Raw genomic sequence first — 23,682 nt, 5'->3', positions numbered from 1 at the left:
GCGCACCACGCATCGCGTCCACGATTCAACCCCACACCACCACACCCCTGTGGGCTGGTGGAGTGAGGGTTTATAGAGTTACGGCGGCCATAGCGGCAGGGAAACACCCGGTCCCATCCCGAACCCGGAAGTTAAGCCTGCCAGCGCCGATGGTACTGCAGCCGAGAGGCTGTGGGAGAGTAGGACGCCGCCGGACAAACATTCCATGAAAGGCCAGCACATTCGTGTGCTGGCCTTTCATGCGTTTTCCGGGAAGATCGAGATCCCTTGGCGAAGAGGTCGCGTCCGCTCGTCGGCGGGGCGCCCGGTCCGGCGGGGTTACGCTTCCCACCTATGCTCAGTCTGCTCGCGCTGGTGATGCCGCTGGCGCTCGCGGGGGGCGTCAGCCCGGTGATGTTCACCGAGCAGACCGTCCTGCTCGCGGGCCGCAACGGCCGCCGGGTCGCGGGCTCCTACGCCCTGGGCGTCGGTGCGACGGCGCTGGTCATCCTGTCGGCGCTGGTGTTCTTCGGTCGCTCGATCGCGCTCCCTGAGCAGCCCAGGCTCAGCGCCTCCCTCGATGTCTTCCTCGGGTGCGCCCTCGTCCTCATCGCGGCGGTGCTCCACTATCGCCGGCCACGCACGAAGGATCCCGCCTCGTCGCGGCCCCGCGGGTTCGGCCCGGTGCATGCGCTGGGGTTCGGCGTGTTCTCGATGGCGACGAACTTCACCACGCTGGCGGTGATGGTTCCCATCGCGAAGGAGATTGCGACAAGCCAGCTGGGCTTGATCGGCCGCCTCGTGGTGCTCGGCATCGTCGTGGTCCTCGCGGCGTTGCCGGCCTGGCTCCCGATTGCGATGACGCAGGTCGCTCCGGCTGTCACGCGTCGGGTGCTGGCGGTGCTGACCCACCTCATCGAGACCCGCAGCCGCCAGGCGACGGTGCTGCTGCTGGCCGCGGTCGGTTTGTTCCTGGTGGGCAGGGGCGTCGTACGCCTTGTCGGCCTGTGAGTAAAAGTTCTCCACAGGGGGCGCCGACGCCCTCGCCCTGAGCGCGTTCGCTGGCTTACCGTGCTGAAGCCAGCTGCAGTTTTCTCAGCTCGGGAGATTCGCCATGGCCATGCTCCAGCCATCGCTCGACGCGCCTCGCTATCCCGTCGCGCCCGCTCCGGCCGCCGACGACGTCGTGGCATCGCTGGACGAAGAGCTTCGCGTCGCCGTACGACGTGAGGGCATCGATCCGCAGCGCGAGGTAGCGGCTGTGCGGCGGCTCGCCGTCGGGCTCGTGCGCGCCCATGACGAGCGCAGCCTGACGGGGGCGGTCGCGCCGGTCGGAGACTCCGACGCTCTGGTGGCCGAGCTGGTGGCGCGGGTTGCGGGTTTCGGTGCCCTGCAGCCGCTGCTGGACGACCCCACGGTGGAGGAGATCTGGATCAACAGCCCCGACCGGGTCTTCGTCGCGCGGCACGGACGTCACGAGCTGACGAACCTGGTGCTGACCGAGGCGCAGGTGACCGATCTGGTGGAGCGGATGTTGAAGTCCACCGGGCGGCGCATCGACCTGAGCCGGCCGTTCGTGGACGCCATGCTGCCGGCCGGTCATCGCCTGCACGTGGTGCTGCAAGGCATCTCCCGCGGCTTCTCCGCGGTGAACATCCGCAAGTTCGTGGTCCGGGCGACCCGGTTGGCCGACCTCGTCGAGCTCGGCACGCTGACGCCGGGCGCGGCTGCGTTCCTGGACGCCTCGGTCCGTGCCGGGCTGAACATCCTCGTCACCGGCGGCACGCAGGCGGGCAAGACGACGATGTTGAATTGCCTCGCCGCAGCGATCCCGGGCGGGGAGCGGGTGATCTCCGCCGAGGAGGTGTACGAGATCCGGTTCCCGCACCCGGACTGGGTCGCATTGCAGACGCGGCAGGAAGGGCTCGAGGGCACCGGCGAGATCCGGCTGCGCGACCTCGTCAAGGAGTCGCTGCGGATGCGGCCGAGCAGGCTGATCGTGGGGGAGGTGCGTGCCGAGGAGTGTCTCGACCTCCTGCTGGCGCTCAACGCCGGTCTGCCTGGGATGTGCACCCTGCACGCCAACAGCGCCCGGGAGGCGCTGGTCAAGGCGTGCACGCTGCCGTTGCTGGCGGGGGAGAACATCTCGGCCCGGTTCGTCGTACCCACCGTGGCCTCCTCCGTGGACCTCGTGGTCCACCTCGGGCTCGACCCCGGCGGCGCGCGGCAGGTCAGGGAGATCGTCGCCGTGCCGGGCCGGATCGAGGCGGACGTGATCGAGACGGCCACGGTCTTCGAGCGGCGCGACGGGGTTCTGCGCCGGGGCATCGGTCAGCCGCCTCGTCCCGAGCAGTTCGAGCGCGTCGGCATCGACGTGCATCGGCTCCTGCACGAGGCCGGGTGAGGGGGCGGTGGGTGCGCTCGTCGGGCTGGGCTTCGGGCTCGGCTGCCTGCTGATCTGGTCGGCGTTCCGCTGGCCCCGCCGCGCTCGTACAACCCCGGCCTCTGCCGGCCGCACCCGCGCCCTGCTCGCGGAGGCGGGCATGCGCGAGGTCTCACCCTCCTCCCTGCATGCCCTGTGCCTCTGCGCCGGCCTGCTCGGCGCCATCGTGGTGCTCGGGCTCACCCGGACCCCGTCGATCGCGCTGGTGCTGGGCGTGCTCGCCGGTGTCCTGCCCCGCGCTGTCGTCGCCGGGCGTGCCCGGCGGCGGCAGCGGGAGCTCGCCGAGGTGTGGCCCGAGGCCGTGGACGACCTGGCCTCGGCCGTACGGGCGGGCATGTCGCTGCCGGACGCACTGGCCGCGCTCGCCGTGCGCGGCCCGGAGCCGCTGCGCGCGCCCTTCGCGGCCTTCGCGCTCGACTACCAGGTCTCTGGACGCTTCGGCGACTGCCTGGACCGGCTCAAGGACCGCCTGGCCGATCCCGTCGGTGACCGCGTCGTGGAGGGCCTGCGGATCGCCCGCGAGGTGGGCGGGGGCGAGCTGGGCCGCCTGCTACGCAACCTCTCCGCCTTCCTGCGCGACGACCTGCGCACCCGCTCCGAGCTCGAGGCCCGCCAGGCGTGGGCCGTGAACGGCGCCCGGGTCGCGGTCGCGGCGCCCTGGGTCGTGCTCCTGGTGATGTCGACCCAGCGGACCGTCATCGAGCGGTACCAGTCCGCGGCCGGGACCGTGGTGCTCGTGCTGGGCGCTGGGCTGTGCGTCGTGGCCTACCGGCTGATGATCCGTCTCGGACGATTGCCGGCGGAGCGGAGGATCCTGCGATGAGCCTGGCGGCCTGGGGCGGCCTGCTCGGGCTCACCACGGCCGGTGGGCTGCTGCTCGTCACGGCCCGCGTCGCCGCCGTGCGCCGGGTCTCCGTGCAGAGCCGAGTCCTGCCGTACGTGCGCGACCTGCTCGGCACCGACCACCCCGCCACCCTCGCCTCGCCGAGGAGCGCACTGGGTGCCGTCGTGGCACCGCTGATCCAGTGGGCGGCCGAGACGGTCGACCGGGTGCTCGGTGGCGCGCCGTCGGTACGACGCCGGCTGGTTCGCGCGCGGCTCGACATGACGGTCCACGACTTCCGGGTGCAGCAGGTGCTGTGGGGGCTTGCTGGCTTCGGGATCGCCGCCGGCTACGGGTTGGTGCGCACCTGGACCCAGCCGACCAACCCGCTGCCGCTCGTGCTGCTGTGCCTGGCAGGGTTCGCCCTCGGTGTGCTGCTGCGCGAGAACCGGCTGAGCAGCCAGGTCAAGCGGCGCGAGGCCGCGATCATGGCGGAGTTCCCCACCGTGGCCGAGCTGCTCGCGCTCGCCGTCGCGGCAGGGGAGAGCCCGGTCGCTGCGCTCGCGCGCGTCGTACGACGCAGCGGCGGGGAGCTCTCCGCGGACCTGGCCGACGTCCTCGCCGGGATCCGCACGGGCGAGCCCGTCGCCGACGCCTTCGACCGGCTCGCCGCGACCACGGGCGTCAACGTCGTCGCCCGGTTCGCGCACGGCATCGCCGTCGCCGTCGAGCGCGGCACTCCGCTCGCCGGGGTGCTGCACGCCCAGGCCGCCGACGTCCGCGAAGCCGGACGCCGAGACCTGATCGAGCAGGCCTCCCGCAAGGAGATCCTCATGATGGTCCCGGTGGTCTTCCTCGTGCTGCCGGTGACAGTGGTTTTCGCGTTCTTTCCCGGATTCATCGGCCTCTCCTTGACCTACTGAGCCGACCCAGACGACACGACCCAGACCACCCGCCTCTCGGAAGGAAGAACAGTGCGCAGCTCCCTCCTGCTCCACCAGATCCGGATCCACCAGTCCCGGCTCGGGCACGGCGCGCGGCGCCGACTGCGCCGACGCGACCAACGCGGCGACGTGCCCGGCTGGGTCCTGGTCACCGTGATGACCATCTCCATCGGGGTGGCCCTGTGGGGCGTCGCGCAGCCACAGATGGTCGGGATCCTGCAGTCCGCACTCAACTCGGTGAAGTGACGCGGTGACGTGATCCGCCCCTCGGGCCGGCTCCGGCGACGCGCCCGCAGGCGACGCGGCGGGCAGCGCGGCACGGCGATGGTCGACTTCACCATCGTCACCCTCGTGCTGCTCCCACTGGTGCTGGGCCTGATCCAGGTGGCGCTCGTGCTCCACGTGCGTACGACGTTGGCCGCCGCGGCCTCGGAGGGTGCCCGCCTGGCCGCCACCGCGGACCGCGGCCCGGGCGACGGGCTCGCCCGGACCCGCTCCCAGATCGCTGGCGCGGTCGGCGGTCGCTACGCCCACGACGTCGACGTGCGCCAGGTGCTCGTCGACGGTGCGCCGGGGGTCGAGATCACCGTCCACGCGGAGGTGCCCGCGCTGGGGCTCGGCGGTCCGGCGGTGTCGTTCTCGGTGACGGGGCGCGCGGTGGAGGAGACGCCATGAGACGGGCTCGTCACTGGCCTCGCTCGGACCAGCGGGGGAGCGGCCACCGAGGGCTCGGTCAGCGGGGGAACGGGCTGGTCGAGGTGGTCTGGCTCGGGATCGTGCTGCTGCTTCCGCTGCTGTGGATCGTGATGTCGGTGTTCGAGGTGCAGCGCGGCTCGTTCGGCGTCAGCGGAGCCGCCCGGGCTGCCGCCCGCGCCTACGCGCTGGCGCCCAACGACGTGGCCGGCCAGGAGCGCGCCACCGCGGTCGCCCGGCGTGCCCTGGCGGACCAGGGCCTGGAGGAGGTGCCCGTCGCGGTCACGGTCACCTGCACGCCGTACCCCAGGAGCTGTCACAGCGGCACCTCGGTGATCACCGTCCGGGTCGACTCGGCGGTGACGCTGCCGCTGATGCCCGACGTCCTCGGTGGGGGAGCACCGACCTTCCGGTTGAGCGCGAGCAGCACGGTGCCGATCGGGCGGTACCAGGAGATCGGGCGGAGCAGTCGATGAGGCGCCGGTGGACGCAGCGGGGCAGCTCGACGCCGCTGATCATCGCGTGCGCGGCGATCGTCCTGCTGGTGGTGGCGGTGGTCGTCGACGCGAGCGCGGCGTACCTGGCCCGGCAGCGGCTGGACGCCCTTGCCGACGGCGCCGCCCTGCACGGTGCCGACGCCGGCGCGCAGGGCGTCGAGGTGTACCGCGATGGTCTCGGTGAGGGGAACCTCGAGGTCGACGCCGCCGAGGCCGCCCGCGCGGTGCGGTCCTACCTGCGCAGCACCGGCGCGGCCGCCGAGCACCCCGGGCTGCGGGCGACGGTGCGCGTGGACGGTGAGCGGGTGGTCGTGGAGCTGGTCGCCACCCTCGACCTGCCGCTCGCGATCCCCGGCGGTCCGACGGCGCCGAGTGTGCGCTCCGTCGGCTCCGCCGTCGTCACCCCGCTCCGCTGACGCGCGACTCCCACCGCAGCGCCGCGGCCCCCGATATTGGGGCAACTCTCCGGCGGCCGGCACCAGGGCGTCCGCAACGCTTCTAGCCCCTGGTGTCCGAACCTGAGCTCGGGGCGTCTTCGCCCTCGTCGCCGGCACCGGAAACCCCGCGGCCGGGGCCTGGCCGGGTGGGCGTGGCCCGGGGTGCGGACGGCGGTGGTTCGCGTCGTCGTACCCCGGGGCCGTAGCCTTGGGGACTGTGGCAGGCCCCGACTTCGAGTCCGAGATCAAGCAGCTGACCGCGACGATGCACACCATCGAGCAGGTCCTCGACGTTCCGAAGATGGAGCGCGAGATCGCAGACCTCGGTGAGCAGGTCGCCGCCCCCGACCTCTGGGACGACCAGGCCAACGCCACCCGGGTCACCGGCCGGCTCTCCGGTCTGCAGGGCCAGGTCGACCGGTTCCACGAGCTGCAGCAGCGTATCGACGACCTCTCCGTGCTGGCCGAGCTCGCCGCCGAGGAGGCCGACGCGGAGACGCTGGCCGAGGCCGAGGCCGAGCTGGTCCGGGTCAAGAAGGCAGTCGAGGGCCTCGAGGTCCGCACCCTGCTCTCCGGGGAGTACGACGAGCGCGAGGCCATCGTGTCCATCCGCGCCGGCGCGGGCGGTGTCGACGCCGCCGACTTCGCCGAGACCCTGATGCGGATGTACACCCGCTGGGCGGAGCGCAACAAGTACCCCGTCGAGGTCTACGACGTCTCCTACGCCGAGGAGGCCGGCATCAAGTCGGCCGAGTTCGCCATCCACGCGCCGTACGCCTACGGCACGCTGTCCGTCGACGCCGGCACCCACCGCCTGGTCCGGATCAGCCCCTTCGACAACCAGGGCCGCCGCCAGACGTCGTTCGCCGCGGTCGAGGTCGTTCCCCAGCTGGAGCAGACCGACGAGATCGAGGTCGACGAGAACGACCTCCGCGTCGACGTCTTCCGCTCCGGCGGTCCCGGCGGCCAGTCGGTCAACACCACCGACTCCGCCGTGCGCCTCACCCACCTGCCCACGGGCATCGTGGTGTCCTGCCAGAACGAGAAGTCGCAGCTGCAGAACAAGGCCGCCGCGATGATCGTCCTCAAGGCCAAGCTGCTGGCGAAGAAGAAGGCCGAGGAGGCCGCGCTCAAGAAGGACCTCAAGGGCGACGTCGCGGCCAGCTGGGGCGACCAGATGCGCAACTACGTGCTCAACCCGTACCAGATCGTCAAGGACCTGCGCACCGGCTACGAGGTCGGCAACCCGCAGGCGGTCTTCGACGGCGACATCGACGGGTTCCTCGAGGCCGGCATCCGCTGGCGTCGCGGCGCGGACTTCGCCGACGACTGAGCCGTCCCCGCCCGCCTGAGCGGAACCTCACGACTCGGGGCACGGAAACTCACGAGTCGGGGGACGGAAACTCACGAGTCGGGGGACGGAAACTCACGAGTCGGGGGACGGAACCTCACGAGTCGGGGGAGGCGGCCTGCGCGACCGCGACGCACCACCGGCCGGCGCGCTCGATCAGCTCGTCCTGGGCGACCTGCATCGGCAGCGTGAGGCGGCAGGTCAGCCACGCGTCGCCGAACAGCCCGCGGTGGGTCACCGTGCGGTCGGTCTTCGTCTGGCACAGCTGCGCCACCGACGGGGTGCCGTAGGCGGGGGAGTCGGGCAGCACCGTGCAGCCGGCGGCCGGCTTCGCCGCGACCAGCTCGGTGGCGCGCTGGACGGTCACCGGCGGCACGAACACCCAGGCGCTCGCACTTCCCGCGACGCCGTCGGCCGGCGTGCTCGCCGGGGTGGCGGCGAAGGTGCAGCCGTACTCGTGGGCGACATCGCCACCGGGGACGGCATCCGCGGTCTCCCCGTTGCCGTACGACGCCGTCAGCTCCGCGCCCTCACCCAGCGCCTCCTCGACCGCGGCGCGGGCCACCCGCTCACAGAACGGCGCACGTCGTACCACCGCCGTGGTGGTGTCGAAGTCGGCCAGGTCGGTCGAGGCGTAGGGCGGGACCTGCGACTCGGGCTCGCCAGGGCCGGACACGGCCACCCCGATGCCCACCGGCACCAGGGTCAGCAGCGCCGCGAGCAGCAGCGCGCGCAGGGCGGTCGACACTCCTGACACCCTAGTCGCCGGCGGAGTGTGACCTTGGTCCGAGGTCGCGACCCGCGGCGCCGCGGTCCCTGCAACCTCAGGTGCGTGGCGTAGCGTCTGGTCAGTGATTCGCTTCGAAAAGGTCACCAAGCGCTACCCCGGACCGGGTGCCCCGGCGCTCGACAGGGTCACCCTGGACATCGACAAGGGTGAGTTCGTGTACCTGGTCGGTACCTCGGGTTCGGGCAAGTCCACCGCGCTCCGCCTCGTGCTGCGTGAGCTGCGTCCCACCTCGGGCCGGATCTACGTCGCGGGCAAGGAGATCAACCGGATGGCCGGTTGGAAGGTGCCCCGGTTGCGTCGGCAGATCGGCACCGTCTTCCAGGACTTCCGGCTGCTGCCCAACAAGACGGTCGCCGAGAACGTCGCCTTCGCCCAGCAGGTGATCGGCAAGTCGCGACGGGAGATCAACACGGTCGTGCCGCAGACCCTGGAGATGGTCGGGCTGAAGGACAAGGCCGACCGGCTGCCCGACGAGCTCTCCGGCGGCGAGCAGCAGCGGGTGGCGATCGCCCGCGCGTTCGTGAACCGGCCGATGATCCTCATCGCCGACGAGCCCACCGGCAACCTGGACCCGCAGACCTCCGTCGGCATCATGAACCTGCTCGGCGAGATCAACAGCACGGGTACGACGGTCGTGATGGCCACGCACGACCAGACGATCGTCGACCAGTTCACCAAGCGGGTGATCGAGCTCGAGCACGGCAAGGTCATCCGCGACGAGGCCTCCGGTAGCTACGGCTTCCAGCACTGAGGCGAGGAGACCCCCATCATGCAGCTGCGCTATGTCTTCACCGAGCTCCGAACCGGCCTGCGTCGCAACCTCTCGATGCACCTGGCCGTCATCCTCACGCTCTTCGTCTCGCTGTCCCTGGCGGGCGTGGGCATCCTGATCCAGCGTGAGGCCGACCTGGCCAGCGAGAAGCTCGGCGACGAGCTCAAGATCCTGGTCAACCTGTGCATCACCGACGACCCCTCCAACAACCCCAACTGCGCCAGCGGTGAGGTCACCGCCGAGCAGCAGGAGCGGATCGAGAAGGAGATCGAGGACAACGACGAGGTCGAGTCCTTCCGCTTCCTCAGCAAGGAGGAGGGCTTCGCGAACGCCGTCGACTCCGGTCAGATCCCCGAGAGCGCGATCTCGGGCCCCGACCCGGTGATCACGGTGGAGGACTGGCCCAAGGGCTACTGGGTGACGCTGAAGACGCCGGAGAAGGCGGACGGCATCATCAGCGCCCTCGAGGGCCTCGACGGCGTCTCGGGGATCAAGGACCAGCGCAAGGCGCTGGGGCAGATCTTCGGCATCATGAAGGTGCTCAAGTACGGCTCCTGGATCGGCGCGGGCTTCCTGCTGCTGGCCGCCCTGCTGCAGGTCACCAACACCATCCGGCTGGCCGCGCTGGCGCGGCGCCGCGAGATCGCGATCATGCGCCTGGTCGGTGCCTCCACGCTGTACATCACCCTGCCCTTCCTGCTCGAGGCGTTGGTGACCGCGGTCATCGGCGTGGTGCTGGCGACCGGTGCGCTGGCGGCGTTCCAGTACTGGGGCATCGAGAAGGGCGTCGCCGAGCAGGTCGAGTTCCTGCCCTGGATCGGCTGGGACGACTACGCGCAGTCGCTGATCGGGTACTTCCCGCCGGGCATCCCCGGCATCTTCATCCTCGGCCCGGCGCTGACGTTGATCCCGACACTCCTACTGACCCGCAAATACGTCAAAGTCTGATCCTCGGCAGTTAACGTCGACGAGTTCTCTTCCCCGAACGCAGAAGGTTTCACCGTGCGCTTCTTCCCCAGCGCCCTGTGGCCGAGTCGTGCCCTCGACCGGTTGCCTCTATGGGCCCGCCCGCAGTTCCTGGTCACGGCCCTGGTCGGCGTCGTGGCCGTCGCCGGGCTCGCCGTACCGCTGGCCCAGGCCGACGACCGCAACGACCTCAAGAAGAGGCAGGACCAGGTCCAGGGCAAGATCTCGTCGAAGAGGGACGAGATCCATGAGGCCAGCGCCCGGGTCGCGAAGATCTCCCGCCAGCTGCGCAACGCGCGCACCTCGCTCGACGCGGCGCGGACCCGGTTGACCACGGTGAACTCCCGGCTGGCCAAGGCCCGCACCGCCGCGGCCGCGCTGGCGGTCAAGCTGACCCAGGCGGAGAACGCCCTGGCCGTCGCGAAGACCGACCTGGCGAAGGCCCGCGCCGACGTGGCCGTGCAGCGGGTGGCGAGCAAGGACGCCATCGTCACGATGGCCACCGGCGACGACGCCCGGATGAACCTGATCGACTCCTACATGAGCAGCGGCACGATCGACGACGTGCTCATGGGCCAGACCGCGTACGACCTCCTCACCGGCCGCCAGCACCAGGCGCTGGTCTCGCTCGAGGCGGCCGAGGAGGCGATGGCCGAGCGCAAGAAGAAGGTCGCCGACGCCCGCGACCAGGTCCGCTCGGCCAAGAAGGCGGCCGACGCCAACGTGGCGTCCATCGCCTCGCTGGTGCAGCAGGCCGCGGAGTCCAAGGCGAAGGTGCTCTCGCTGGTCACGAAGACCAAGTCCGCGCGCCAGGCGGTGGTCCAGGCCCGTGCCGCGGACCAGCGGGCGCTGCGGGAGCTGGAGAAGCGCGAGGCGCGGATCAAGTCCCGCATCCTGGCGCTGTCCCGCAAGCAGGGCGGCAGCTACAACGGCGCCACCGGTGGGCTGCTGGCCCGGCCCGGCCCCGGGCGCATCACCTCGGCGTACGGCTTCCGGATCCACCCGATCTACGGCTACTACGGCCTGCACAACGGCACCGACTTCGGCACCGGCTGCGGTGCCCCGCTGTGGGCAGGGGAGTCCGGCACGGTCGTCAACACCTACTACGACGAGGTCTACGGCAACCGGCTCTACCTGGCCATCGGCAAGGTCAACGGCGCCACGATCACCCTCGTCTACAACCACCTCAGCTCCTACGCGGTGGGCCAGGGCGCCAAGGTGCGCCGCGGTCAGGTCGTCGGGTACTCCGGCAACACCGGCTGGTCCACCGGCTGCCACCTGCACTTCACCGTGCTGCGCAACGGCGAGCCCACGGACCCCATGCAGTACCTGTGACCCCAGGCCCGCGAGAACCCGGTTGCCACACCTGAGAGAATCGGCGCGTGGCGAAGAAGTCGGGTGCGAAGGACGTGGACAGCAACGGGCGCAAGGTCGTCGCCTCCAACAAGAAGGCGCACCACGACTACCACATCGAGGACACCTTCGAGGCCGGCATGGTGCTGCAGGGCACCGAGGTGAAGTCGCTGCGGCTGGGCCGCGCCAGCCTCGTCGACGGCTTCGTCGACATCGACAACGGCGAGGCGTGGCTGCACAACGTGCACATCCCGGAGTACGCGCAGGGCACGTGGACCAACCACGCCGCCCGCCGCAAGCGCAAGCTGCTGTTGAACCGCGCCGAGATCGACAAGATCGAGCGCAAGGTCAGCGAGAAGGGCCACACGGTCATCCCGCTGCAGCTCTACTTCGTCAAGGGCCGCGCCAAGATCGAGATCGGGCTGGCCAAGGGCAAGAAGTCCTGGGACAAGCGGCAGTCCATCGCCTCCCGGGAGGCCGACCGCGAGAAGGTGGTCGAGCTCGGCCGGCGGCTCAAGGGCATGCGCGACTGAGGCGACGTACGACGACCTGGGACGAGGCGCGATGGCACTGACCACGCTCATGGTGTTCGTCGTGTTCGGCGCGGTGGCTCTCGGCATGCTCGCCGTCGCGGTCGCGCTCGTCGTGGGGGTGGTGCACGTCAGCCGGCCGTCGCCGCGGCCGCTGTCGGGCCCCCCGATCTGGCGGGTGACCGTCTTCGCCGACAACGCCTTCGGTAGCATCGGCGGCTCGCTGGGCTCCGAGACCGGCACCTTGGAGCTGCGCGAGGGACACCTCGGCTACTGCCGCGACACCGAGACCGAGGCCGCATGGTGGGTGCCGTGCCACCAGCTGACGGTGCGCTACGACGTCGTGCTGCCGGGGATGCGGACGCTGACGATTACCGGCCCGCAGGGCACGGTGCGCTGCGCGGTCAGTCGCGAGCACATCAACCGGTTCATGGTGAACACGCTCAAGACCATCCGGGAGGCGCGGCAGGCCGACGAGCTGCGCCAGGCCCTGCTCGCCCACGGCGCCCAGCCCTGAAGGGACTCGCGCACGTCGTACCGGCTGCGGGGAATATCCGTGTGCTGACTCGTTGTTGTACCCGGTAGCATGACCCGTGGCCGCTCACGCAGCGGTCGTTGACAACTCCAGAGGGGCTGATCGGTTTCGACTTGGGACGTTTGTTCCAGGGGAAGCGGGTCGAGAAGCCAGCGTCATCTCGTAAACGATCGCTGGAAACCAATAACTGCCGACTCCAAGCGCAGTTCCTTCGCTCTCGCTGCCTGAGCAGTGATCGAAGCGTCTGACCGGGCATCCGTCTCCGTCCCGGACCCAGGCGTCGACTAGGAGACTTGCTGTGTCGCTCTCGCCGGGAGGGTGACACGGGACTCAAACCCGGCTGGGCCTGTCGGCGACGTGTCAGTGAGAGCGCCGGGGCCGAGTAAAGCGAACACCCACTGACTGCACCCGGAGAAGACCTGGACCGGCGCTCGAGGACCGGGGTTCGATTCCCCGCAGCTCCACGAAGGGATCTTCGTAGAAGATCCCTCGCAGATTGCGACCTGGCCGAAGTGCCAGGGTCAGCCCTCTTGAACAAGAGCCGCTCCGACACCCGTCGGAGCGGCTCTCGTGCTCTGTCTGTGAGCGCCGGAGGCGCCGCTTAGAGTTCGGGTGTGATCACCGGGGACCTCAAGAGCAAGATCGACACCATCTGGAACGCGTTCTGGTCCGGCGGTATCGCGAACCCGCTCGAGGTGATCGAGCAGATCACGTACCTCCTGTTCATTCGTCGCCTCGACGACCTCCAGACGCTGGCCGAGAAGAAGGCCAACCGGACCGGCCGGCCGATCGAGAGCCCGCTCTTCCAGCCGGGGCAGGCCGACCTGCGGTGGTCAAAGTTCAAGAACTTCGAGGCGGGGCTCATGCATCAGGTCGTGGGCGAAGGCGTCTTCCCGTTCCTGCGCAAGCTCGGCGGCGACGGCTCCACCTACTCGGCCCACATGAAGGATGCCCGCGCCGGTCGGCACCCCGGCGGGGTCGGTGGAGTAGCGGAACGCCGTCCACACGACCACGTGGTGCAGCTCGCGCAGCACGTCGACGGCGGCCTTGGCGGGGATGGGCTGGGTGGCGCGCGGACACCGGTGAACACCCGAGCCATCCCGCCGTGGCGGAGCAGGTCGAGATCGTCGATGGAGTCCGCACCGGCGAGCATCCCGCCGACCACCGCAGCGGTCTTCGCAGCCGCGTTGGGCGAGGGCACCGTCAGACCCTCGAGCAGGTCATAGAAGCCAGCCGACTCGGCCAACCGCAGCACCGGCACCACACCGGCGGCCGACATCAGATTCGGGTCGTCGAACACAGGCCGGATCGTGTGGGAAGGTTTCACTTACGAGGTGTCCCTCTTGAGCAGTGGTTTGTTGACGTCGCAATCGACATCCTCCCTGCTCAGGAGGGCATTCTCGTTCTACGCCACGCTCACACCGCCTGACCCGACCGGTGGATCAGGGCTGAAGAGCGTCCGGATCTGCCGCGATCCGCGCGGCGGGTCACACCGTCGGCCCGGACGGCTGCCGCTATCACACCTCAATCGCAGAGGGAGGAGAGCGCTGACATTTCTAGGCGTTATCGGCGCTCTGGCCTGCCTCGCGGAGCGAGGTCGCAACTGGACTCCGCGGAACAGGGCCTCGACCGCCTATTGCGAGAACCGGCGAGCAACGGGTTCCGAGGTTTCGGCCCCGACCGCTGGGCGAGATCGGTAGCCTTCCGCTGGTGCGCGTCATGAGGGTCGACTTCGAACGACTGTTGGGTTTCAAGGATGTCTCCATCGAGTTGGACCCCGAACTCCAGCTCATCGCGGGGCCGAACAACGCTGGGAAGTCAACGCTCGTGCGCCTGCTCGAAGCCTTCTTCTCCGATCCAGATGACGTCACCATGCTGGATCTGAAGCCGTTGAATGCGTACTACGCAAACGAGGGTCCTCGCGCTCTGTCGCGAATCACAATTCACTTTGGCCGTCTTACGGAGGAAGAAGAAGAGGCTTTCGCGCCGCTAGTCCGTCGCGACAAAACGTTCTGGATCAGTCTTCGCTCAAGCCGAACTGGCTCCGTCAGTTTCGACGCCTCGAAGAAGCCTGGAGTTGACGAGGCGCGAGCTTTCTATGGCGAGGTCTTGAAGCGCTTCCAGTTCGTCAAGATCCCATCGGTCCGAGTGGCTGATGGGCAAGTGACGGGTGCAGACTCCTTGGAGCGGCTGCTGGAGACGCTCGAAGCGGTGTTGGTTCGACACGGAGCAAAGAGGAGCACGGCGCTACAGCAGAAGTATGCGAGCGCGATCTCACCAGTCGAGTCATTGGTCAGGGATGTACTGGATGAGTCGGCGGCTGCTATTCGAGCCGACCTTCCTTTTCAGGAGAACGTCGTACGGTTTCGCCTCCCAGACGCGCGACACGCTCTTCGGGGCATGTTGTCTGAGGCAGTCATTGAGAGCGGCGGGGAGGTATCAGTCTCCGTCGCCGAGCGAGGTACGGGCTTCCAGTCCGCTCTCGTCTTAGGCATCCTGCGCTATGTCGCTACGCAGGAAGCTCAGGTAGGCGGCAACATGTTGTTCGCAATCGAGGAGCCTGAGGCATTCCTGCACCCGCAGACTCAGCGAGCGATGGCAAAGATCATTCGCGACATTTCCAACGACGCGCAGGTTCTGGTGACCACACACAGCTCCGTTCTCGTCGACTCCTTCAACGTCGATCAGATCGCTCGTCTGCCGCTGCAGTCTGGTGGGCTCGAGCATTGGTGGGACCGCCCGGACCTCGAACCGGCAGACGCTGGGCGGTTGACGAGGTATTGCTCCGCTTCCAACAGCGAGTTGGTGTTCGCGAACGCGGTCATCTTCGTCGAGGGCGAGGGAGACCACGCGACCCTCGAGAAGTTGCTGGGCAGGCTGTGCGGCGCCCCTGGGGGACACTACGCCCAAGGCATCACGGTGGTGGAAGCTAGTGGCATCTCAAAGATCCGGTACTTGGTTCGTCTGGCGGAACTCTTTGGGGTCCGGTCGTACGTGCTCGCCGATCGCGACTCGCTCCACAAGCCGGGCGGACGCCAGCTCCTTGAGATTCTGAAGGAGCGCTCGGTTCCCCCTAGTGCGTCGAAGACACAACGGATTCATCGAGAGTCGGACAAGGCCAGCTCGAACCTCAAGGAGGCCATAGCAAGGCAAAAGGTGTTGAACGGTGAGCTGGCTGCCCACGACGCCTTCGTCCTTGCTGCCGATCTCGAGGGCCTGCTGCTCGACATGTTCGGCCTCACCGGGCTAGTCGATGCACTCGGACCCTCTGGGCATCAGGCAATCGACAGAGCGTTCGCCGAGCAGCTACTTCGCGATGCCGATGGCCACGAACAGATGGCGCAGTGGCTCGGGTCAAAGGGTTGGAACTCGACGAACAACAAGTCCGGGAAGCTCCAGCCCCACCTTCCCGCGCTGCTCGTCGACGAGTGGCTCGACGCCCATGACAACCCTGGGCGAGTTCTGGGGCCGTTGCTCGACTGGCTCAGCGGGATCATTGAAAACGCATCGCCAGCCCCCGTATAGCCCAGCGTCTGACCACTTGCTCGTGGCCGGCCACCCGTGGAGTCGGCCCTCGACGGTTCAGAAGGGCGGACAAGTTCGCTTGAGGCTTGCCCGCGCGGCCGCGAACTGTTCCCGACGGCGCGCTGCTGCGCTGGACGAGAAGGATCGATCAAAACCTTGCAGAGCCTGATCTTCACCTCCCGCGGCAATAGTTGAAGCGTTGATCAGGTCAGGTCCCACTCGGTGAATAGGCGACCCAGCAGTTCTTCGTGCCGAGCCTTCACGACGGCAGGTGTCCACGCCGACTCGCTCAGCACCTGCGCCGTGAGCTGGAAGTTGGTGCCGCCGCCCTTGCTCTGGAAGTAGCTCTTCTTCTTCTGCTTGAACGGCTTGCGGTTCGCCGCCGAGTTCGTTCGCTTGTTTAGGAGCAGCAAGTTTCCCAGCCGGTGCGTCCAGAAGCGCCGCTCGTCCTCGCTGAACAGCGTCATCCATTCGCTGCCCTCGGCAGGATTCTGCGGAAGCACGTGCTCGACGCTGATGATTTTGTGGTTATAGGTGACCCCCGACTCCTTCGCGAGCAGGCTGTCGAGGCGCGTAAGGACGTATTTCCTCCGCACCGAGCGGAGGGTGCGGTAGATCTCGCCTTCGAGTGCCGCTCGCGCCTCCGCCTTCTCGTCGTCTGGGACCAAGAACTTGGAAGCTCCGAGACCGGCTTGGCCGTCGAGCTCCTTGAGAAGATCTAGGTATCGCTCAGCTCTCGGGGTTGCGTACTCGCCGCGGAGCATTGAGCAAACGGCAACGCGCTCGAGCAATCTGAAAAACTCGGCGAGGTAGCTGGGGTCGTGCCCGTGATGCCGTAGTGCCCACAGGGCAGGGGGGCGCCAGTCCTTGTTGTCGAGTTGCCTCAACCGGCGCAGCCATTCGTTGACGGCGGCCCACTCGGGAGCTGATTCCACGAAGTACGAGATTTCTGCGAGCTCGAACGCGTCGGAGTAGGGCACTAGGACGTCGTCGACGAAGTTCGTGGCCTGACCGCTCGCCAGATACTTGTTCAGGACCTGCTCGGGAAACTCCTTGAGAAGTTCCCGCTTGGCACGGTCGCGGGTGCGGAGCGTGCGGATGTCACGGAACAAGTCCGTGAAACCGTCGCGGCCGAGATCACTTTCCTCGGCGTCCCACTTGTCGGCGTATGCGTCCTGTTGGTCCTCGCTGATCGCGCCGATGACATCAGCCTTGAAGATGTCGGTGGGGGAAAGATCCAGGCCGCGTGCATTCATCACGCTGAAGATCCGGTAGGCGCTCTCCTGATCAGGCGTGCTAACCACCACAAGGAACGTCCGCTCCAGCATCAGCTCGAAGAGCTCGGTCCTCCGCTGGTCCGGCCATGACGACAACCTCTCCCGTAGGAGATGGGCGTTGTTGCGGATGGCCTTGCGCGGATCGGTATCGGCGACGGTGTCGGACAGGGTGCCGATCGAGCCCGTCGAGGCCGGGTCTTGAACATGGTCGCGGAAGAACTCTCGGTCCTGGGTTCGGATCGTGAGCCGGGGCTTGGTCTTGGCGTTGGTCTTCCACGCCTTGCTGGTGTCGGCGAGATGTTGCTGGATGCCATCGCGGACCTTCTTGTCGACTGCAAGGTCTCTCAGCACCGCCATCAAGATGGTGAGGGTTGTCAGGCGCTGCTGGCCGTCGATGACCTCGGCTTGTGCGACGCCCTTCTTCTTGACGAGAACGACGGATCCCAGGAAGTAGGCCTCGTCGTCGCCTCGGTCGAGGGCCTCTTCCAGATCCTCCAGCAACTGCAAGGTCTGATCGCTGCCCCAGGCATAGGGCCGCTGGTACCTAGGGATGTAGAACTCGAAGTCACTCGAGAACACCTTCTCCAGCGGCAGGTTTTCGGCGTCGAGTTCAGCCATGGGTTCCCCTAGTTGTGATGTGCGTCGGCGGGGCTCGCCGCCAATGTCCAACCTCTGTGCGCAGGGCCGACCATACCGATGTGACGCCTGGGTGGGGTCTGCTCACGGATGGGTGTCAACCTGTCACCTGATCGTGCCGCAGACCCGGTCTCCGGTTTGCCCGGTCGGCGCTACGCGAGTGCCCTGCCCTCGACCAGCCAGGCTTCGGCGGTTTCTAGTGCGAGCTCGGTCAGGACATGGGTGCAGTTTTCGACGGTCATGGGTGCAAACACCAAGACGCCTTCGCAGAAACCGCTCGCTGACCTGGGCTTCTACATTTCACGAACACCCCACGAAGGGATCTTCGTAGAAGATCCCTCGCAGATTGCGACCTGGCCGAGGTGCCAGGGTCAGCCCTCTTGAACAAGAGCCGCTCCGACTTCGGTCGGGGCGGCTCTCGTGCTTTGGGACACTGCGGCCAACCGGGGCGTCCTGCGGTCTGTCGCGGTGCGAAACGCCGCCGGTTGGGACACTGCGGCCAACCGGGGCGTCCTGCGGTCTGTCGCGGTGCGAAACGCCGCCGGTGCGGAGCACGACCTAGGGTCGAGACCATGGCGCAACAGCTGGGAGCTCCCCGGGATGCCCCACGGGCGCACCCGGCCAGCTGGGACCTGCACCAGGTCGAGCGAACAGGTCCCTTCGCGACCCGGGTGACCTGGCGGGCCGCCAACGGCACCATGGCGCAGTGGGACTCGCGCTCCGCGCGGCGGCGCGGTCGGATCCAGCTCCTCGATGCGGCGGGCAGGGTGGCCGGGTTCGTCGAGACGGAACCGGCGGTCGCTCGCCGGATGGCCCGAGCCAACCTGGTCGCCACGTCCGCCACCACGGTGGGGGCGGTGCTCTTCGCGCTCGGCGCCCTGCTGGCGCAGCTGCAGGTCGGGACGACACCGGACGTCGACACCGTCTACGTCGCCGGCGGCGTGCTCTTCAGTCTCGGCGGCTACGTCGCCCTGCTGCAGGCGTCCAACGCGCCCACCGACCTGGGCGCGGACGGCGCACTGACCGCGCGGGGCTGGCGGTGGTTCGCCTTCGAGCCGCAGCGGATCGGGTGGCTCAGTGCGGCGGTGCTGTTCGGCGGCACGATCATCTTCGGCGTGAGCCTCCTGGCGTCGTACGCCTCGGACCTCACCCCGCGGCAGACCGACAGCTGGGTCTGGGGCCCGGACATCCTCGGGTGCGTCTGCTTCCTGGTCTCCGGCCACCTGGCCCTGGTCGAGGTGGGGCACGGGTGGATCTGGCGGATCGTGAACGACCTCGGCTGGTGGATCGCCAGCGTGAACCAGGTCGGGTCGATCATCTTCTTCCTCGCCGGGCTCGCCTCGTTCGTCCAGCCGGCGACCTCCACCGCGGTGAACGCCGGCCTCGCCAACTGGGGGACCTTCGCCGGCTCGCTGTTCTTCGTGGTGGGTGGCGTCCTCCAGCTGTTCGAACGACCGAGCAGACCGGGGGCGCGCGGGCGCGCGGGCCGTTGAGGGCGCCAGCGCCGCCCGGTTCGCTTGGGCGGGTAGCGTCGAGGTGTGTGCTTCTCGGTGGCCGCCGACGTGACCGCGGGAGTCGTCCTGCTCCCGGTCGCCGCGGTCTCGCTGCGTGAGGTGCGTACGCTGCGTGAGCTGCCGTTCGCGTCGCTGCCGTTGCTCTTCGCGCTCCACCAGCTGACCGAGGCCCTCGTGTGGGACAGCGCGTCCGACATCGTCTCGCCCGGGGTCCAGCACGCTGCGGCGATGGCCTACGTCCTTTTCGCCTTTCCGGTCCTCCCGATCCTGGTGCCGCTCGCGGTGCTGCTCCTCGAGCCCAAGGGGCGGCGGCGGCGTGTGTCGCCGTTCGTCGTGCTCGGCGGGGTGGTCGCGGCCTACCTGCTCTGGGCGGTGCTCAGCGGTCCGCTGGTCGTCCGGGAGGAGCCGCACGCGCTCGTCTACGACGTGGGCCTGACCTACGGGCCGATGTGGGCCGTGCTCTACGTCGTGGCGGTGATCGGCCCGTCGGTGCTCTCGGGCTACACCTCGATCGTCGCGTTCGGGCTGGTCAACCTCGTCGGTCTCACGGTCGTCGCCGTCGTCTACACCCAGGCCTTCGCGTCGCTGTGGTGCGTGTGGGCGGCGCTGACCTCCGTCCTGGTGACCACGCACATGGTGCTGCGCCGCCGCTTGCCCGACCTCCACCGCCTCGAGGGCCGAGCGCCCGAGCCGGCCTGAGGCTCGGCCTCGTCGGATCCGGGCAACTCGCCCGTGCCGATGGGCGCCGGGACCGCTGTCAGCCGCGGGCGTGCGCGCGGGAGGTCACCGCGACGACGCTGCGACGCGCCAGCCGGCGAGTGGTGCGGGTGGCGCGTCGTACGGGGAACCGCTCGAGGACGTAGCCGGCGTACGGCACGGCCGTGGCACCGAAGCCTTCCTTGAAGCGCGCCAGGCTCGTGCCCGGCGTGCTGATGCCGAAGGAGTAGCGGGCGCCGCCACGGGTGCAGGCGTCCTCGATCGCGAGGCGGTGGAGCAGGTCGTTCGCGCGGACCGGGCCGGCGAGCGGCAGGCTCATCGCGCCCCGCCAGTACTCGACGTTGGGGCCGTTGGTGAGCACGATGATGGCGGCCGCGGGCCGGCCCTCGACGAAGGCCATCCACGTCGCGCACGCCTCGCCGAACCCGCGCGCGACCCGCTGGAGCTTGTCCAGCGACTCCAGCCGGGCGGCCCGCCGCCACGCGAGCCACGCCGGCATGCCGCTGCCCTCGGCCCAACGTCGGACCGACTCCTCATACAGCGGCACGAACAGGGGCAGCAGCCGGCCGGTGGTGTCGCGCTCCACCACCACGTCGCTGCGCTCGGCCTTGCGCACCGCGCGCCGTACCGAGCTGGCGAACCCGTGCTTCCACACCTCCTCGAAGCCGCCGGTGGTGTCGACCTCGTAGTTGTGCTTGCCGGTCGCGTACGACCAGGGCGCCGCGGATCGCCACCGGTCGTCGAGGCGGGGGTTGGGCACGATCACCAGCGGTCCGGACCCGGCCAGCAGCGCGACCACGGCTCGGGCGTCGGCGGCCTCGTGGACGCCGTCCTCGGCGATGAGCCCGCCGTTCGCCCACCGGCCGGGCATCGACGAGCGGGTGGCCGCCGACGCGGGGACGCCGGTGCGCCGCACCATCGGCAGCACGAGCCGACGGCCCTCGGGGCTGCGCAGCTGCAGCGAGCAGTCCCGGTACGGCTCGGTCGCGCACAGCGCGTCCACCCAGGCCGGAGCCTGGGACGGCAGGGCGTACGGGTCGGTCCGCATCAGCGCCTCCCACGTCGGGCGCACCGCTGGGACCACCTCCCAGCCGTCGCGGCGCAGGCTGGTGGGCACGGTCATGGGTCATCGCCTCCTCGGGCCGGGGCAACGGCTCCCTCGGCTCCGCCACCCAAGGCTGCGCTGCTCTCCCTGTGGGTGGGGCCGCCAGCAGACGAAAATCCCCTCGCTCAGGTATGCCGCGGCCATCCGCCGCGCCGCGTGAGTGACACCGAACCCGCCGCCGGCCTGACACGGCCGGATCGGCGCTCAGACCAGTCCCTTGAGCGGTGCGCAATGACCCGGTGAGCACTAGCATCCAGCACGTGGGTGGCTCTCCAGAGGGATTCGAGTACGTCCGCCGCGGCGACGGCAGCGTGGTCATCACGCACCACGGCCGGGTGGCGGCGAAGCTGCGAGGCGGCCGCGCCGCGGAGTTCCTCGCCGAGGTCGAGGACGATCCCCAGCTGGCCATGGCCCGGTGGACCGGGAACTACCGGCACGGCAACGAGCGGGTGGCTCGCCAGCATCCCCGCAACAGGCGCTGAGCGGCCCGTTTTCTGCTGGTCGACGAGGCTCCCTGGCCAGCGTCCGCGCGGTCAGGAGCCCCACACGGCGCGGCCGCTGGTGGCGTCGGCGATCCGCGCGATGAGGGCGTCCGCCCGGTCCTCGGCGACCTGGAGCACCATCGTCACGCCTGCCGCGTGCTGCACGTCCTCCAGCGTCGCGCCGTGGGCGTCGAGCTCGCGTCGTACGACGCCCTCGGAGGGGTAATCGACCTCGACCGTCAGGGTGCGCATCCGCAGCAGGGGGATGCGCTCGGCGGAGTCGAGGGCACGGGCGACGCTGTCGGTGTAGGCGCGCACCAGGCCACCTGCGCCGAGCTTCACGCCACCGAAGTAGCGCACGACCGTGGCCAGGACTCCCTCGAGGTCCTGGTGGCGCAGCACCTCCAGCATCGGGCGTCCCGCGGTGCCGCCGGGCTCGCCGTCGTCGTGGGCGGCGGAGTGCCCGCCGGCGAGCAACGCCCAGCACACGTGCCGCGCGCCGGGGTGCTCGGCCCACAGCTCCTGCACCCGGGCGAGCGCCTGCTCGCGGCCGGTGACCGGTTCGACGCAGCCGAGGAAACGGCTCTTCTTGATCAGCAGCTCGCTGTGCACGGGGGCGGCGAGGGTGAAGGGCATCGGAGTGGTTCCAGGAGGTCGCTGCGAGTCGGAGCCGGTGGTCCGCGGGGGGACCGACGGGGGTGGTCCTCGACCTCGTCACCCTAGCCCGCGCCGGCGGCGACACCGACTCGGCCTGCCGCTCCGCCAGGTGCCTGGATACCCCAAAAAGCACGGGTGCCAGTGGGGGAGAACGCGCTTACAGTGGGGTGCCAGGGCGCTCGGGCCCAAGCAGCTGCTTCGGCCGCCGCACGACGTCCGCGCCAGGGTCGCGCGGAACCGGCGCAACGGCGAGGGAGAGACGCCATGACAACCCATCCGACTCGGCAGGATCCCGACCAGACAGGGCCCGAGCACCAGGGGTCCACGGCGAGGGTGGCGATCGACCCACGAGGCTCGATGATCCGGGCCGTGGCGTGGGTCATCGGCGTGCTTTTCCTGCAGTTCGCCTTCATCTTCAGCTACGTCGCTGCGTTCCACGACCCCACGCCGCACGACCTCAAGGTGCAGGTGGTGGCCCCCGAGGCGGCGCGCGCCCAGGCCCAGCAGCTGGTCGACCAGCTCAACCGGCTCTCCGGCAACCCCCTGGACGCCTCCCTCGCCGACTCGGAGTCCAAGGCTCGCGCCGACGTCCGCAACGGCGACCAGGTCGCCGCCCTGGTGCTGCGTCCCGAGCAGAGCAGCGACCTGCTGCTGGTCGCCTCCGGCGGCGGCGACTCGGTGGAGGAGGCCGCCTCCGGCGTCCTCACCAAGGTGGTCGAGGAGCAGCAGCGCACCGTCGAGAAGGACGACCTGGTCCCGTTCCAGAGCGGCGACGCCCGCGGCCTCACCGGCTTCTACCTGGTCGTCGGCTGGGCCGTCGGCTCCTACCTGTTCCCCACGGTGATCGCCCTGGCACGCGGCGACCGGCCCCGGAGCATCCGGGCCGCGGCGATGCGGCTGGGCGCGCTGGTGCCCTACGCCCTGGCGTCGGGCTTCGGCGGCGCCCTGATCGTCGACCCGTTGCTGGGCGCGCAGACCGGGCACTTCTGGGAGCTCGGGCTGCTCGGTACTGCGGTGTCGTTCTCGATCGCCGCCGTGGCGATCGGGCTCGAGGCGCTGCTCGGGGTGATCGGGATCGGAGCGACGCTCCTGCTGATCGTCATCATCGGCAATCCCAGCGCGGGCGGGGCGTTCCAGGCGGGCGTGATGCCCACCTTCTGGCGCGTGGTCGGCGACTGGATACCGACCGGTGCCGGCGTCGACGGGGTGCGTCAGATCGTCTACTTCGACTCCGCCGACCTGACCCGTCCCTACCTGGTGCTGCTGGCGTACGCCGTCGTCGGCATCGCCCTCACGTTGCTCATCTCCGGCCGGGGTCGGCGCCCGGAGGTCCTGGCGAGCATGTGACCAGGTAGGTCGGCCTCGCGAGAACGGCGGGCGGCCGGAAAACCTGTGGGCGGCGCGCGGCAGATGGCGCTAGCGTCTGGCGGATGGGTGGACCTGCTGAGGGATTCGAGCACGCCCGACGCGCCGACGGCAGCGTGGTCATCACGCATCACGGACGGGTCGCGGCCACGCTGCGCGGCAGCCGTGCCGCCGAGTTCCTCGCCGAGGTCGAGGACGACCCCCAGCTCGTCATGGCCCGCTGGACCGGCAACTACCGGCGCGGCAACGAGCGGGTGGCTCGCCAGCACCCCCGCAACAGGCGGTGACCGT

The 23,682-nt window shown here is 69.4% G+C and carries 24 protein-coding genes, 1 rRNA gene, 1 other RNA gene and 2 pseudogenes; 23 read left to right on the top strand and 5 right to left on the bottom strand.

The features are described from left to right. Positions 1–79 precede the first annotated feature (79 nt). The 10 genes from rrf to prfB all read left to right on the top strand — a co-directional run bounded on the left by rrf (position 80) and on the right by prfB (position 7,149). A 5S ribosomal RNA gene (gene rrf / locus KG111_RS13550) occupies positions 80–196 on the top strand. Positions 197–357: 161 nt separating this feature from the next. Continuing rightward, positions 358–990 (top strand): GAP family protein, encoded by a 633-nt coding sequence (locus tag KG111_RS13545; protein ID WP_240195941.1) that lies wholly within the window; start codon positions 358–360, stop codon positions 988–990. 109 nt (positions 991–1,099) lie between these two features. Then, positions 1,100–2,383 carry a TadA family conjugal transfer-associated ATPase gene (locus KG111_RS13540; RefSeq protein WP_205292167.1) on the top strand — a complete coding sequence of 428 codons (1,284 nt, stop codon included), beginning with the start codon at positions 1,100–1,102 and terminating at the stop codon, positions 2,381–2,383. A gap of 7 nt (positions 2,384–2,390) precedes the next feature. After that, the gene (locus KG111_RS13535) at positions 2,391–3,245 is read left to right on the top strand and encodes a type II secretion system F family protein (RefSeq protein ID WP_205292166.1); all 855 of its coding nucleotides are present in this window, start codon (positions 2,391–2,393) and stop codon (positions 3,243–3,245) included. After that, the gene (locus tag KG111_RS13530) at positions 3,242–4,168 is read left to right on the top strand and encodes a type II secretion system F family protein (RefSeq protein ID WP_205292165.1); all 927 of its coding nucleotides are present in this window, start codon (positions 3,242–3,244) and stop codon (positions 4,166–4,168) included. Before KG111_RS13535 ends, KG111_RS13530 begins: the two co-directional genes overlap by 4 nt. A gap of 51 nt (positions 4,169–4,219) precedes the next feature. Further along, positions 4,220–4,435 (top strand): hypothetical protein, encoded by a 216-nt coding sequence (locus tag KG111_RS13525; protein ID WP_249666138.1) that lies wholly within the window; start codon positions 4,220–4,222, stop codon positions 4,433–4,435. A gap of 9 nt (positions 4,436–4,444) precedes the next feature. Beyond that, a complete protein-coding gene (locus KG111_RS13520; protein ID WP_249666137.1) occupies positions 4,445–4,864 on the top strand; it encodes a TadE/TadG family type IV pilus assembly protein in 420 nt (139 codons plus the stop codon). Between the two features lie 101 nt (positions 4,865–4,965). After that, on the top strand, positions 4,966–5,358 hold the full coding sequence (locus tag KG111_RS13515) for a hypothetical protein (protein WP_249666136.1): 393 nt from the start codon (positions 4,966–4,968) through the stop codon (positions 5,356–5,358). Beyond that, positions 5,355–5,795: a pilus assembly protein TadG-related protein gene (locus KG111_RS13510; RefSeq protein ID WP_205292163.1), complete on the top strand. Its 441-nt coding sequence runs from the start codon at positions 5,355–5,357 to the stop codon at positions 5,793–5,795. The genes KG111_RS13515 and KG111_RS13510 overlap by 4 nt, the downstream gene beginning before the upstream one ends. 238 nt (positions 5,796–6,033) lie before the next feature. Continuing rightward, on the top strand, positions 6,034–7,149 hold the full coding sequence (gene prfB / locus KG111_RS13505; protein WP_205292162.1) for a peptide chain release factor 2: 1,116 nt from the start codon (positions 6,034–6,036) through the stop codon (positions 7,147–7,149). A 115-nt stretch (positions 7,150–7,264) separates the two neighbouring features. Here prfB and KG111_RS13500 read toward each other — a convergent pair whose 3' ends face one another. Then, the gene (locus KG111_RS13500) at positions 7,265–7,915 is read right to left on the bottom strand and encodes a hypothetical protein (RefSeq protein WP_205292161.1); all 651 of its coding nucleotides are present in this window, start codon (positions 7,913–7,915) and stop codon (positions 7,265–7,267) included. A 103-nt stretch (positions 7,916–8,018) separates the two neighbouring features. Between KG111_RS13500 and ftsE the strand changes: the two genes are divergently transcribed. From ftsE to KG111_RS18590, 7 genes and pseudogenes are all read left to right on the top strand, one after another. After that, complete coding sequence (gene ftsE, locus KG111_RS13495) at positions 8,019–8,708, top strand: cell division ATP-binding protein FtsE (protein WP_205292160.1); 690 nt, start codon at positions 8,019–8,021, stop codon at positions 8,706–8,708. Between the two features lie 18 nt (positions 8,709–8,726). After that, positions 8,727–9,677 carry a permease-like cell division protein FtsX gene (gene ftsX, locus KG111_RS13490; RefSeq protein ID WP_205292159.1) on the top strand — a complete coding sequence of 317 codons (951 nt, stop codon included), beginning with the start codon at positions 8,727–8,729 and terminating at the stop codon, positions 9,675–9,677. Between the two features lie 54 nt (positions 9,678–9,731). After that, on the top strand, positions 9,732–11,030 hold the full coding sequence (locus KG111_RS13485) for a M23 family metallopeptidase (RefSeq protein WP_205292158.1): 1,299 nt from the start codon (positions 9,732–9,734) through the stop codon (positions 11,028–11,030). Between the two features lie 47 nt (positions 11,031–11,077). Beyond that, positions 11,078–11,581: an SsrA-binding protein SmpB gene (gene smpB / locus KG111_RS13480; protein WP_283770557.1), complete on the top strand. Its 504-nt coding sequence runs from the start codon at positions 11,078–11,080 to the stop codon at positions 11,579–11,581. Between the two features lie 31 nt (positions 11,582–11,612). Beyond that, complete coding sequence (locus KG111_RS13475) at positions 11,613–12,095, top strand: hypothetical protein (RefSeq protein WP_205292157.1); 483 nt, start codon at positions 11,613–11,615, stop codon at positions 12,093–12,095. Between the two features lie 112 nt (positions 12,096–12,207). Next, positions 12,208–12,580: a transfer-messenger RNA gene (gene ssrA / locus KG111_RS13470) on the top strand. A gap of 147 nt (positions 12,581–12,727) precedes the next feature. Beyond that, positions 12,728–13,018 (top strand): annotated as a pseudogene (locus tag KG111_RS18590) (type I restriction-modification system subunit M N-terminal domain-containing protein); the annotation flags it as partial. A 161-nt stretch (positions 13,019–13,179) separates the two neighbouring features. Here the strand turns inward: KG111_RS18590 and KG111_RS18585 are convergent. Continuing rightward, a pseudogene (locus KG111_RS18585) lies at positions 13,180–13,440 on the bottom strand (IS1380 family transposase); the annotation flags it as partial. Positions 13,441–13,832: 392 nt separating this feature from the next. On the opposite strand from KG111_RS18585, the gene KG111_RS13460 reads away from it, so the two are divergent. Beyond that, a complete protein-coding gene (locus KG111_RS13460) occupies positions 13,833–15,638 on the top strand; it encodes an ATP-dependent nuclease (RefSeq protein WP_240195936.1) in 1,806 nt (601 codons plus the stop codon). Between the two features lie 203 nt (positions 15,639–15,841). Here KG111_RS13460 and KG111_RS13455 read toward each other — a convergent pair whose 3' ends face one another. Further along, positions 15,842–17,533, bottom strand: coding sequence for a DUF262 domain-containing protein (locus KG111_RS13455; RefSeq protein WP_205292155.1), 1,692 nt, complete (start codon positions 17,531–17,533; stop codon positions 15,842–15,844). A 590-nt stretch (positions 17,534–18,123) separates the two neighbouring features. On the opposite strand from KG111_RS13455, the gene KG111_RS13450 reads away from it, so the two are divergent. Then, a complete protein-coding gene (locus KG111_RS13450) occupies positions 18,124–19,044 on the top strand; it encodes a hypothetical protein (protein WP_205292154.1) in 921 nt (306 codons plus the stop codon). 45 nt (positions 19,045–19,089) lie between these two features. Continuing rightward, positions 19,090–19,764, top strand: coding sequence for a DUF6629 family protein (locus tag KG111_RS13445; RefSeq protein WP_205292153.1), 675 nt, complete (start codon positions 19,090–19,092; stop codon positions 19,762–19,764). Positions 19,765–19,822: 58 nt separating this feature from the next. On the opposite strand, the gene KG111_RS13440 is transcribed toward KG111_RS13445, so the two are convergent. Beyond that, a complete protein-coding gene (locus tag KG111_RS13440; RefSeq protein WP_205292152.1) occupies positions 19,823–20,905 on the bottom strand; it encodes a GNAT family N-acetyltransferase in 1,083 nt (360 codons plus the stop codon). Positions 20,906–21,147: 242 nt separating this feature from the next. On the opposite strand from KG111_RS13440, the gene KG111_RS13435 reads away from it, so the two are divergent. Further along, a complete protein-coding gene (locus tag KG111_RS13435; RefSeq protein ID WP_205292151.1) occupies positions 21,148–21,369 on the top strand; it encodes a hypothetical protein in 222 nt (73 codons plus the stop codon). A gap of 51 nt (positions 21,370–21,420) precedes the next feature. Here KG111_RS13435 and KG111_RS13430 read toward each other — a convergent pair whose 3' ends face one another. After that, on the bottom strand, positions 21,421–22,005 hold the full coding sequence (locus KG111_RS13430; RefSeq protein WP_205292150.1) for an IMPACT family protein: 585 nt from the start codon (positions 22,003–22,005) through the stop codon (positions 21,421–21,423). Between the two features lie 390 nt (positions 22,006–22,395). Here KG111_RS13430 and KG111_RS13425 point away from each other — a divergent pair, with 390 nt between their 5' ends. Both KG111_RS13425 and KG111_RS13420 read left to right on the top strand, forming a co-directional pair. Continuing rightward, positions 22,396–23,373 carry an ABC transporter permease gene (locus tag KG111_RS13425; RefSeq protein ID WP_249666134.1) on the top strand — a complete coding sequence of 326 codons (978 nt, stop codon included), beginning with the start codon at positions 22,396–22,398 and terminating at the stop codon, positions 23,371–23,373. A gap of 83 nt (positions 23,374–23,456) precedes the next feature. Further along, positions 23,457–23,678: a hypothetical protein gene (locus tag KG111_RS13420; RefSeq protein WP_205292148.1), complete on the top strand. Its 222-nt coding sequence runs from the start codon at positions 23,457–23,459 to the stop codon at positions 23,676–23,678. Positions 23,679–23,682 lie beyond the last annotated feature (4 nt).

This window comes from Nocardioides faecalis (genome assembly GCF_018388425.1).
Taxonomy (GTDB): Bacteria; Actinomycetota; Actinomycetes; order Propionibacteriales; family Nocardioidaceae; genus Nocardioides; species Nocardioides faecalis.
The sequence above is the reverse complement of the archived record's forward strand: the minus strand, read 5'-3'. Positions and strand labels throughout refer to the sequence as shown.